Annotated in this window: 7 protein-coding genes; 3 read left to right on the top strand and 4 right to left on the bottom strand. The window is 75.4% G+C overall.

Translation table 11 applies throughout. The features are described from left to right. The 4 genes from ACOJUF_RS09465 to ACOJUF_RS09450 form a co-directional block, all read right to left on the bottom strand. Positions 1-1113: AAA family ATPase (locus tag ACOJUF_RS09465; RefSeq protein ID WP_420121609.1), on the bottom strand; the 1113-nt coding region annotated here is incomplete at its 3' end. 53 nt (positions 1114-1166) lie between these two features. Further along, the gene (locus ACOJUF_RS09460) at positions 1167-4787 is read right to left on the bottom strand and encodes a UvrD-helicase domain-containing protein (protein WP_420121608.1); all 3621 of its coding nucleotides are present in this window, start codon (positions 4785-4787) and stop codon (positions 1167-1169) included. Next, a complete protein-coding gene (gene recC, locus ACOJUF_RS09455) occupies positions 4784-8125 on the bottom strand; it encodes an exodeoxyribonuclease V subunit gamma (RefSeq protein ID WP_420121607.1) in 3342 nt (1113 codons plus the stop codon). The genes ACOJUF_RS09460 and recC overlap by 4 nt, the downstream gene beginning before the upstream one ends. A 114-nt stretch (positions 8126-8239) precedes the next feature. Next, positions 8240-8860, bottom strand: a complete 621-nt coding sequence (locus ACOJUF_RS09450; protein ID WP_420121606.1) for a hypothetical protein — start codon at positions 8858-8860, stop codon at positions 8240-8242. Positions 8861-9241: 381 nt separating this feature from the next. On the opposite strand from ACOJUF_RS09450, the gene ACOJUF_RS09445 reads away from it, so the two are divergent. The 3 genes from ACOJUF_RS09445 to ACOJUF_RS09435 form a co-directional block, all read left to right on the top strand. Beyond that, positions 9242-10492, top strand: a complete 1251-nt coding sequence (locus tag ACOJUF_RS09445) for a substrate-binding domain-containing protein (RefSeq protein ID WP_420121605.1) — start codon at positions 9242-9244, stop codon at positions 10490-10492. After that, positions 10489-11274 carry an ABC transporter ATP-binding protein gene (locus ACOJUF_RS09440; RefSeq protein ID WP_420121604.1) on the top strand — a complete coding sequence of 262 codons (786 nt, stop codon included), beginning with the start codon at positions 10489-10491 and terminating at the stop codon, positions 11272-11274. Before ACOJUF_RS09445 ends, ACOJUF_RS09440 begins: the two co-directional genes overlap by 4 nt. Then, on the top strand, positions 11271-12004 hold a 734-nt coding region (locus tag ACOJUF_RS09435; protein ID WP_420121603.1), incomplete at its 3' end, for an ABC transporter ATP-binding protein. The genes ACOJUF_RS09440 and ACOJUF_RS09435, both read left to right, overlap by 4 nt.

Below are 12004 nucleotides of genomic sequence, written 5' to 3'. Positions count from 1 at the left end.
GTCGATCAGTTCGACCTCCTCTCCCGGCCGGCGCAGCACGGCGAGCGCGGCGTCGGCGTCGCCGGCCCGGACGGCGGCCGCCAGGTCGGCGATCGCGCCACCGAACCGCCAGGTCGTGCGCAGCAGTGCGACCCCGGATCCGCTCGGCCCGGATCCGGGGTTCAGGGCGGTCAGCCCGGCGACCAGATCGGCCAGCACGGCGCCGGCCTCGACCGACGCCAGCTGGTCCGGGTCCCCGACGAGGATCAGCCGCGCGTCGGGCCGGACCGCCTCGAGCAGCCGGGCCATCATCGTCAGCGAGACCATCGACGTCTCGTCGATCACGATGACGTCGAAGGGCAGCCGGTTCTCGCGGTCGTGCCGGAACCGCTGGCTGCGCCCGGGCCGCCAACCCAGCAGCCGGTGCAGGGTGGAGGCGGTCAACGCCGGCAGGTCGTGGCGGTCGGCCGGCGGCAGCTGCGCCGCCTGGGCCTGCACGGCCTCCTGCAGCCGGGCGGCCGCCTTGCCGGTCGGGGCGGCCATGGCCACCCGCGGCGGCGGCCCCGGCTGGTCCATCAGCAGCGCGAGGATGCGCGCCACGGTGGTCGTCTTGCCGGTGCCCGGGCCGCCGCCGATCACCGTCGTCCAGCCGGTGGCGGCCAGCTCGGCGGCCCGGCGCTGCCCGGCGTCCCGGTCGGCGAACAGCCGGTCCAGGCCGGCGGCCAGGGCGGCCGCGTCCAGCACCGGCGGCGGCTGGGCGTGCCGGGCCAGCAGGTCGTCGCGCACCTGCTGCTCCTGCGCGCGGTACCGGTCCAGGTAGAGCAGGCCGAACTCCCAGCGCAGGGGCCGGCCCGGGCCGACCAGCGGGCTGGCCAGCACCGCCTCCCGCCAGGCCGGCACGTCGGGCCAGGGCCCCTGCGGGTCGGCCAGCTGCAGGGTCTGCGCCGCCTGGTCCAGGTCGATGCAGACCGACCCGCTGCGCACACCGCGGACGGCCATCGCGACGGCCAGCCGAACCCGGTCGTCGGACTCCCCCGCCAGCTGGGCCAGCCGCGCCGCCACGTGCACGTCGGCGGCGGTCAGGACATCGGCCTCGTTCGCCGCCCGGAGCAGGCCGTCCGCACCCAGGGCCAGCCGCCGGTCGTGCGGATCGACCGGCCGCTCGAAGGTCTCGGTGCCGCCCGCGGTCACGACACGCCCCCGTCCAGCAGGTCCGACAGCGCGATGACCAGCGCCGGCGGCGGCACCCAGGCGAACACCCCGCACGGCTGCCCGTCGAGCACCGGGGTCTGCGGTCCGGCCATCCCCCGAACGAACAGATAGAGCACGCCGGCCAGGTGGGTGGACGGGTCGTAGCCGGGCTGCCGCCAGCGCAGGAACCGGTGCAGCGCCACCGTGTAGAGCAGCGCCTGCAACGGGTAGTCCGACCCGGCCATCACCTCGGCCAACGCCGATGGCCGGTACTCCCAGAGGGACAGCGAGGGCTCGGCGCCCGGCGCCCGGGTGGTCGAGGCGTCCAGGTCGCCCAGCCAGTTGGTCTTGTAGTCGGCGACGAGGTACCGCGGGCCGGGCAGCCGCAGCACCGCGTCCAGGCTGCCGGTGAGATAGCCGCGCAGCGGCAGGCCGGCGAACGCCGGGGTGGCGAGGCGGTCGGCGTAGCCGGCGAACGGATCGCCGGCCGGCAGGTGGCGGCGCAGCACCGGCGCGACGTCGCCGAGCGTCAGGTCCGCCGCCCGGCCGCCCGGGCCGGCGTCGCCGCCGGCCAACGGGAGCTCGAACTCCAGCTCGGTCAGCCGGTCCCGGCGGTCGATGTCGGCCAGGGCCCGGCCCCCGGCCGCCGGGCCCAGCGGGGACCGCAGCACCGGCACCAGGGCCTCCGCGAGCGTCCCGGGGTCCAGCGGGTAGCCGGTTCGGGTCACCTGCTCGGCCGCCCGGGTCCGGACCTCGGCGAGCAGGTCGGCGGCCCGCGGATCGGTCGTCTCCAGGACCGCGTGCACCAGCGTGCCGAAGTCCGCCCCGACCGGCAGCGCGGACATCGGCGAGGCCAGGGCCCGCAGTGCGGCATCCGTCGACCCGTTGCCGGGCCCGGCCGGGGGCGGTCGCACCCCGCCGAGCTCCTCGTCCGTGCGCTCGGTGAACTCCGGCTCGCTGCCGACCCCGGGCTCGCCGGTGAGCGGCCCGGCCGTCGATCCGGCCGGCCCGCCGGGGGCCGCACCGGCCACCGATCCGGACAGCGCCGCCGACCCGACACCAGGACCGGTGAGCAGCACGCCCGACGCCCCCGCCGCGGCCAGCGAGCTGTAGGAGACGCGGCGCCAGGCCGGCTCGAGATCGCGGTCCAGCGTCCCGACGGCCAACCCGGCCGGGGCGCCCGGCGCGACCGGCGGCACGGGGACCGGCGCGATGCCGGCGCGTTCGAGCACCAGCGCGCCGCGACGCTGCCAGTCCTCGAGCCGGGTCGCCGCCGCCTCGTCGCTGGGCACCCGCACCTGGTCGGGCACGCCCCCGTCGAAGTCGCGGTCCCCGAACAACACCCGGTGCAGGCCGGACGCCGGAGTGTTCGCGGTCGGCGCCCACCAGGTGACCACCTGGGACTGGGCCCGGGTCAGCCCGACGTACAGGTGCCGCAGTGCCTCCCCGGCCTCCTCGGCCATGGCCTGCTGCCGCCGCCGGGACCGGCCCGGGGTGTTCGGGCCGCCGACGTCGAGGACCCGCCGGCCGTTCTCGTGCAACAACAGCAGATCCGGGTCGCTCGCGACGTGCCGGTCGAACGCGTACGGCAGGTACACCACGGGGTACTGCAGGCCCTTGCTGGCGTGCAGGGTCACCACCTGGGCGGCCGCCGCGTCCGTCTCCAGCCGGCGCACCCGGTCGGCGGTGATGTCGGCGCCGTCGTCGGCCCGCCGGCGGCGCAGCCACTCGGCCAGGGCGGCGGCGCCGAGCCCGTCCTGCACGGCGACCGCCTGCAGCAGCTGGCCGATGTGCCGCAGGTCGGTCAGCAGCCGTTCGCCGCCGACCTGCCCGAGCACCCGGCCGGGCAGATCGGTCTCGACCGCCATCACCTCGAGCAGGGCGGCCACCCCGCGGGTCGCCAGCACCCCGGCCCACCGCCCGATCAGCGCGCTCAGCTCATCGGTCGCCGCGTCGGTGCCGGCCCCGGCGGCGGATCCCGCCGGAACGCCGGCCGCCCCGGGTTCGCCGGACGGGCCGGTCGCGAGCCGGGCGGCCGGCCAGCCGACGAACGCGGTCAGGGCCGCGGCCCGCACCCGGGCCGCCCGATGGGGCTGCTCGACCGCCTCCAGCAGCGTCACCCACTGGTCGGCCGCCTCGGTCCGGAACACGCTGACGCTGCCCGCGACCACCGCCGGGATGCCCGCCGCGATCAACGCCGCCTGCACCGTCCGGGCCTGCCGGTGGGTGCCGACCAGCACCGCCACATGGCCGGCCCGGACCCGGTCGGGGCCGAAGGTGGCCTCCGCGGCCAGCAGCTGGGCCACGTCGGCCGCCAGGTCCCGGGCGATGAACTCGCGGGCCCGGGCGATCGGGATGAGCTCGCCGGGCCCCGCCCGCAGATCGTCCCGGCGCACGACCCGCAGCCGCAGCGGGGCCGCGGACGGCGCCCCGGCCAGCCGGGTGCCGGGCAGCGCCGAGGCCACCGGCCGCACCCGGATCTCCGGGCTGCCCAGGGCCAGGTCGTGCAGCAGCAGCTGCAGGGCCTGCACCAGCGGCGCGTCCGTCCGCCAGTTCCGGGCCAGCGTGGCCCGGGCGGAGCCGGCCGTGCCCGCCGCCGCCAGGTAGGTCTGCACGTCGCCGCCCCGGAAGGCGTAGATCGACTGCTTGGGGTCGCCGATCAGCACCATCGTGGCGTGGCCGGAGAAGGCGCGGTCCAGGATCTGCCACTGCACCGGGTCGGTGTCCTGGAACTCGTCGACCAGGACGAACGACCAGCGCTGCCGCATCCGCCCGCGGGCCGGGGCGTCGTCGGGTTCCAGCGCGGCGGCCAGCCGGCCCAGCAGGTCGTCGTAGCCCAGGATGCGCCGCCGGCGCTTGCGGGTCTCGACCTCCTCGCGTACCCGCCGGGCGAAGCGCACCCGCCAGGTCGCCGCACTCTTGGGGTCCGCATCCAGCGGCTCCAGCTGCGCCTGCGGGTCGTCGATCGCCCGGCGCGCGAGCATCAGGGCGGTCGTCCGGTCGAACACCGGCTCCAGTTCCCGGCGGGCGAAGGCCCCGACGAACAGGTCGTCGACCACCTGCACCACCAGGTCGTCCAGCGTCTCGACGAGCTCGGTGTCGGGATCCGCGTCCCCGGCCACCCCGAGCCCGGTGAGCACGAACTGGCAGAACTGGTGAGTGGTCAGGATGGTCGAGGCGTCGTAGGTGGCCAGGGCGGCGCGCAGCCGGTCCCGCCGGAGCCGGACCTCGCCCGGAGGGCCGGCCGCCAGCAGCCGGTGCACCGGGTCGGCGGGGGCGGCCGCCGCGGGGTCGAGGGTGACCGGGACGGCGCGGCGGTCGGGGTCACCGGCGGAACCGGCCCCGGTGACCCGGGCCAACGCCCGTTCGGCCGCGACCAGGTGCCCGCGGACGCGCTCCCGCAGCTCCTGGCTGGCCGCCCGGCCGAACGTGATGACCAGCAGCTGCTCCGGCCGGGCCACCCCCTCGGCGATGTACCGCGTCACGAGATCGCCGATGGCATGGGTCTTCCCGGTGCCGGCGCTGGCCTCCAGCACGGTGGTCCCGACGGGCAGCGAGCCGCAGGCGTCGAACGGGACGACGGGCACGTCGGCGTCGTCGGGCGGCGACGCCGTCACATCGGACTCCGCTGCTCGTGCTGCAGGAGCGGGACCCACAGCCGCTCGGCCAGCTCGACGAACCGGTCCGGTTCGGTCAGGTCGGCGAAGGAGCAGTCGCGCCCCCAGACCCGTGCGTTGGCCCCGTCCTGGTTCTCGCCGGGGTACGTCGCCGAGCCCTCCCAGGTCTGCGCCGCCCAGGTCAGCGCGCGGTCGGGGTCCACGCCGCGCCGCCGCGCATCGGCGTACTTCTCGCCGGTCTTGAGCGGCAGCGGCAACGGCGCGGCCAGCCCGGCGTCGTGCAGCGCGACCACGTCCAGCAGCAGATCACCGGCCCGGTCGGCGGGCAGGACCGGCAGGGTCGCGCCGAGCGGCCGGGCGTGCGGGCCGCGGCCGACGGTCACCGCGCTCCACCCGGCCGACCCGCCCCCGGACGCCGTCAACGCGAGGAAGGCCAGCCACGCCTGCAGCCGGGCGCGGGCCCCGAGCTTGCTGTAGGACACGGCGACCAGGGTCCGCCCGTACAACCCGCCGACGGTGCCGCGCAGCCGCCGGCCCCCCGTCAGCTCCACCGAGACCTCGACCGTGTGCCGCGGCCCGGACCGCAGTCCGGCGGTGCGGTCGACCAGCGGGCGCACGTCGGCCAGCACCTTCTCCAGGGTCCGCCGGCCCAGGGCGGCCGGCGGCAGGACACCCCGGCGCCACTCGGCCTGCCGGCACTCCTCCTCCGGCACCCCGGCCAGCCGGTCCCGGAGCAGCCGGTCGCCCACCCCCCACTCCTGCAGGGCGTCCAGCACCACCGGCAGGTCGTCCGGCGGATCCTCCTGCTCGAACGGGACGGCCACCTCCAGCCGCCGGCGCAGGTACCCCTTGGCCGGGTGGACCAGCAGATCGGTCAGCGCGGCGAGCTCCAGATCGGCGGCGGGAACCGGTGGCGGCACCGGTTGGGCGGCCAACCGCAGCGGCTCCACCCGGGGGGCGGTCAGCGCGCGGGCCCCGCCGAGCGCCACCGGGTCGAAGGTGAACGGCCCGGACCGGCCCAGCGCACCGGCCGACACCGCGCGGGAATCGAAGGGCTGCAGCGGGTGTCGAACCTCGACGACCGTGCGCGCCGCCGCCCCGCCGGCGAGCGGGCCCAGCTCGTCGACGGCGTCCAGCAGCTCACCCAGCGGGACCGCCGGCGGCCGGCGGGCGCCCGTTCGTTCGTCCGCTCCGGAGTAGGTGACGACCAGCTTGTCGGTGGCCGCCAGGATCGCGTCCAGCATCAGCTGCCGGTCCTCGGACCGCAGATCCCGCTCCCCGCAGGCGGGCTCGCCGATGCGCAGGTCGTCGCCGTCCTCCCGGACCGCCCGGGGAAACACGCCGTCGTCCAGCCCGAGCAGGCAGACCACGCGGTGCGGCACCGACCGCATCGGCATCATGGTGCACACGGTCAGGGTGCCCGTCCGGAAATTCGCCCGGGTCGGCCGGCCGGCCAGGGCACCGGCCAGCAGCGCCCGGATGTCGGCCAGATCCAGCCGCAGGTCGGCCGATCCGGCGGCCGCGGCGTGCCGCTCGACCGCGGCCAGCTCCGCCCGGACCTCGGCCACCTGCCAGCTCGACCGGGGCGGCACGGCGGTCAGGCTCAGCACCGCGTCCAGGATCAGCGCGCACCACCGGGCCACCGTGTGGCGGCCGGTCAGCGTGTCCACCGCGGCGCCGAGCCGGGCCACCAGCTCGGCCAGGCGGCCGGCCAGATCGATGTCGGCGCTCCCGATCTCGTCCAGCGGGAGCGCGGTGCCGAGCCGGTTGCCGGGCTCGGCCGCCATGCAGACGCCGAGCAGCACGCGGTCCAGCGCCGCACGCCACGTGTTCTGCTCGAAACCGGACAGGCCGTAGTCCGCCCGGTGCGCGGCGTCCAGTCCCCATCGGGCCCCGGCCTCGGCCACCCAGTCGGCCACCGTGCCGACGTCGTCGTCGTCGAACCCGAACCGGTGCCGGACGGGCGCGAACGCGGCAAAATCCAGCACCTCGGAGGCCGTGATCCGCCCGCCGGCCAGATCCAGCAACCGTTCCAGCGCGGCCAGCAACGGGTTGGTCCGGCGCAGCGCCCGGTCGGCCAGCCGGACCCGCAGGCGATGCGCCGGATGACCGCCGGGCACCGACTCGGCCAGCCCGAAGGCACCCTGCAGCAGCGGGGCGAAGGCCTCGATGTCCGGGCACATCACCAGGATGTCGGCCGGCTGCAGCGTCGGGTCGTCGGCCAGCAGACCGACCACCACGTCCCGCAGGACGTCCACCTGCCGTCCCGGCCCGTGGCAGGCGTGCACCCGGATGCTGTCGTCGGCCCGGGCGCTCGGCCCGGCCGCGTCCGGGACCCGGTTGCCGGCCAGCGCGCGGTGCAGCCGGTCCAGCAGCGTCGGGGCGGGGCCGCCGACGGGACCGACACCGGCCGCCGGATGGTGGGTGTCGGTGGCGATCCGGCCGTCCAGCATGATCTGCAGCTCCCGCACGTCCCGGCCGAGGGATGCCAGCAGCGGATGGCCGACCACCCCGGCGACGGGATCGGCACCCCGGCGGACCGGCCGGCCGGAGCCGTCGAGACGGTCCCGCACGGTGTCCCACAGGGCCGGCGACGGATGCGGCAGCCACAGGTGGACCTGCCGGTGGACGGCCAGCGCGGACACCAGCCGGACCTGCGCCGCGGGCATCGCGGTCGGGCCGAACAGGCTCAACCGGTCGGGCAGGTCCACCGCGCCCGGGTCCTCGGTGAGCCGCTGCTCCACCACGGCCAGCGCCTGCACCGGGTCCGGGCCGCCGATCCGCTCCCGCAACCGCCGCCACAGTTCCGGCTGCCAGGCCAGATCCGCCGGCACCGGACCGTCCCAGCCGTCCGTGTCGCGGCCCGCGGCCCAGCCGGCGAGCATCGCCGGCCGGTGCTCGGCGTACCCGGCGAACAGGCCGGCGAGCCGGCGGGCCACGGCGTACCGGCGCCCCTGCCGGTGCGGGTCGGCCGGGTGGTACCCGAGGTGGCCGGCGAGCAGGGCGCACCACGGCTCGTCCGCCGCGGCGTCGATGACCGCCAGCAACGGCCAGACGGCGGCGTCCGGGGCCCAAGGATCGTCGGCGCGATCGCCGGTCAGCTCGGCCAGCAGGGCCGCCGGACCGGGGAACCGGACCGCCGTGCAGATCCCGTCGGCCCGGCCGTCCCGGGCCCCCAACCGGTGCGAGAGCCGTTGCGTGAGCCAGCGTTCGACCCCGCGGGTCGGCACCGCCACCACGTCGAGGGCGAACGGGTCGGCCGGCGAGGTAGCCAGCAGGTCGGCCAACGCGGCGGCCAGGGTGTCCGCGCGCTCGGCCCGGTGCACGTGCACGCCCACCCCGCCACCCCCCTCGACACCTGCGACCGACCGGCCAACAGTGTGGCCGATCGGTCCGACAGTGCCGAATTCCGGGCCGAATTCCGGGCCGGAGTTCGGGGCCGAGTTCCCGGCTCAGTACGAGGCGAGGTCCGGCACGCGCAGATGGGGCATGACCTCGTCGAACTCGCGGACCTGGATGACGTTCTGCTCCAGCAGCCGCCGGCCCTGCGACCCGTTGATCCGCCGGTCCATCGCGTCGGCGCTGTCGTAGGCGATGGACACCGCGGCCCGCCGCCACTCGGGATTGATCATCAGGCTGGTCGAGCAGAAGCCGCGGGTCGCGTCCAGGGCCGGCAGGGTCGCCGCGTTGAACTCGGACACGAAGTCGTCGAAGCGGCCGGCCTCGATCCGCAACCAGATGACCCGGGCACACACGGCCTGGCCGGCGTGGTGCCGGCGATGCATCGCGGCGATCTCCCACTCCTCGAGCTCGGCCGTGCCGCCCCCGATCGCCTCGGCCGTCTTCTCCCGGATCGGGCGGATCTTGACGACGCTGGCGTGCATGTCGGGTTTGGACTCCCAGGCGGTGCTGATGATCGCCAGGCCCGTCTGGCGGCTGGCCAGGACGGACATCCCCACACAGGTCGGCATGCCCAGAATCGCGGGGACGGCGACATCACGCAGGTACGCGATGCACGCGTCCACCTTCTCCGGACGGCCCTGATGGGACGCGGTGCGCGCGAAGACGGTCAATTCGGGACCTCACCTCCACTCGGGTACGGCCTACTGTTCCCTACCGGCGCGGTTAAAGCCACGGTAACCATACGGAGCACCCGATCGCTGCGTGGTTTCCCACCGCCGCGACCGCGGATCGGCCCAGGTCGGCGGCCGGTCGAGGGTTCAGCATGGCCGGCCCACCCACTTTTGGCCGCCGAAATGTGTCCGGCCGGGACATAGGTTCGGCGCCCAGCCCGCGTAGCGTCCTCGCCAGACCGGCCCGAGGGGAGCTCACCGGCGGGGCCGACCATCACGCCCGACCCTCGGCGGGGTCACGACACATCGTCACCGATGGTTCCACGACCTCGATCACTGTCCGCCACACCATTCGTGACCTCGACGGGGAGGACCCTCACCATGAGTCGCCGACGCTTCACTGGCCGTCTCGCTGCCGGCACCCTGGCGGCGGGGCTGATGCTGACCGCCTGCGGCAGCCCCGGCTCGTCGTCCTCCGCGGACCCGACGACACCGGCGGGCAGCGGAAGTGGCTCGGGCAGCGCGGCCGCCGGGGCGACCGGCGAACCGATCAAGGTCGGTCTGGTCACCTCGCTGTCCGGCCCGCTCCAGTCGTACGGCCAGATGTATCTCGACGCCTTCAACGTCTGCCTGGCCGACGCGACCGACCGGACCAACGCGGTCGGCGGCCGGCCGATCGAGGTGTCCACCGCCGATGACGCCGGCGATCCGGCCAAGGCGACCACCGCCGCCACCGACTACATCGGCCAGGGCTACACGATCCTCGCCGGGTCGGCCTCGTCCGGCGTCGCCCTGCAGATGGCCCCGCTCGCGGCCGAGAACCAGGTGCTGTTCATCTCCGGACCGGCCGCCACCGACGGCATCACCGGCGTCAACAAGTACACCTTCCGATCGGGACGCCAGACGTACCAGGACATCCGGACCGCCGCCTCGTTCATCGGCGACCTGCAGGGCAAGACCGTGACGATCTTCGCGCAGGACACCGCCTTCGGGCAGGCCAATGTCGCGGCCGCATCGGCGGTGTTCGGCGCCGAGGGCGCCACCGTCACTCCCCTGCTGGTGCCGGCCACCGCGACCGATCTCGTCCCGTTCGCCAAGCAGGCCGCGGACGCCGACCCGAACCTGCTGTTCGTCGCCTGGGCGGGCACCAACGCCACCCAGATGTGGGAGGCGATGGGCCAGCAGGGCGCGTTCGACGGGACGACCGTCGTCACCGGCCTGGACATCAAGCCGACCCACACGGTCTTCGCCCCGGTCGCGGACAAGCTCTCGCTGCTGGCGCACTACTTCGACGGGGCCACCGACAACGAGGTGGAGAAGGCCATGGTCGCCGGGCTGACGGCGGAAGGCAAGACGCCGGATCTGTTCTCGCCGGACGGGTGCAATGCGGCGCTGATGGTGGTGCGCGCGGCGCAGGAGTCGCCGGACGACGTCGACGGCATGATCACCGCGCTGGAGGGCTGGGAGTTCCAGGGCCCCAAGGGCACCATGACGATCCGGGCCGAGGACCACGCCCTGCTGCAGCCGATGTTCCAGACCAGGCTCGTCGACGTCAACGGCACGCCCACCCCGGAACTGGTCAAGGAACTCGCGCCGGCCGACACCGCCCCGGCCCCCACGCCGTTCCGGTGACCGCCGCCGCGGCGCCGGCCGGTCCGGTCACCACCTCCGATCCCGCGGTGCGGGTGCAGGGAGTGGGGTTCTCCGTCGGCGGTGCCGTCATCCTCGCCGACATCGACCTCACCGTGGATCGGGGCGAGCTGCTGGCGGTCATCGGGCCCAATGGCGCGGGCAAATCGACCCTGGTCAACATGATCTCGGGGGTGGCCCGGCCGACCTCGGGTCGGATCCTTCTGGACGGAACGGATGTCACCCGGCTGTCGGTGCGGCGGCGGGCCCGGGCCGGGATGGGCCGCACGTTCCAGACCTCGTCGCTGTTCAACGGGCTGTCCACGGTGCAGAACGTGTGTTTCGCGGTGCAGTCCGCGGCTCCGGGTCCGCTGAACCCGTTCCGCCGGGCCGGCTCCCGGGTAGTCATGCAGGAGGCGCTGCGCCTGCTGGACCGGGTCGGCATGACCGCGCGCGCCGCCTGGCCGACCGCGGCCCTGTCGCACGGGGACAAGCGCAAGCTGGAACTCGCGGTCGCCCTGGCCCGGCGGCCGAGCCTGCTCCTGCTGGACGAGCCGATGGCCGGCGTGGCGATGGAGGACGTGCCGTCGCTGACCCGGTTGATCGGCGAGCTGAACCGGGACGGCATGACGATCTGCATGGTGGAGCACCACATGCACGTGGTGCTCGGACTGGCCGACCGCATCGCGGTGCTGCACCACGGCCGGCTCCTCGCGGTGGGTACGCCGGCCGAAGTGACGGCCGACCCCGAGGTGCGCCGGGCCTATCTGGGAGATGTGTTGTGATCCTGGTTCTTTCGGATGTGACCGTGCGGATCGCCGGGTCGCACATCCTGCACGGCATCGACTTCTCGGTCGCGCCGGGCGGGGTCACGGCCCTGCTGGGCCGCAACGGCGTCGGCAAGTCCACCACCCTCAAGGCGATCCTGGGCATCGTGCCGGCCGCGGGCCGGATCGAGTTCCAGGGGGGCGACCTCATCGGCCGGCCCACCCACCGGATCGTCCGGTCCGGCATCGGCTATGTGCCGGAGGACCGTGACGTCTTCGCCGGGCTGACCGTGGCCCAGAACCTGGCCCTGGCCGAGCAACCCGGCGTCGACCCCGACTACGACACCGTGCACGAGTTGTTCCCCGAGTTGCTGGAGCGGCGCCGGCAGCGGGCCGGCACCCTCTCCGGCGGCCAGCAGCAGATGGTGTCGCTGGCCCGGGTGATGCTCAACCCGGCCCGGCTGCTGCTGATCGACGAACCGACCAAGGGACTGGCCCCGAAGCTGGTCGAGCAGGTCGGCGACGCGCTGGTGCGGATGGCCGAGCACACCACGATCCTGCTCGTCGAACAGAACCTGCCCCTGGTGCGGCGGGTCGCCCGGGACGCGGTCGTGCTCGACACCGGCCGGGTCGTGCACACCGGCGCCGCGGCCGACCTGCTGGCCGACGAGGCCCGCCTGGACTCGCTGCTGGGGGTGGCGGCGGCGCCGGCCGCCGCGGCCCCCCCCCCGCCGGGCGGCGGTGGCGC

Origin of the sequence: Nakamurella sp. (assembly GCF_048594475.1) — a bacterium.
Taxonomy (GTDB): Bacteria; Actinomycetota; Actinomycetes; order Mycobacteriales; family Nakamurellaceae; genus Nakamurella.
Note: the sequence above shows the minus strand (reverse complement) of the source record. Positions and strands in the feature narration are given on the sequence as shown.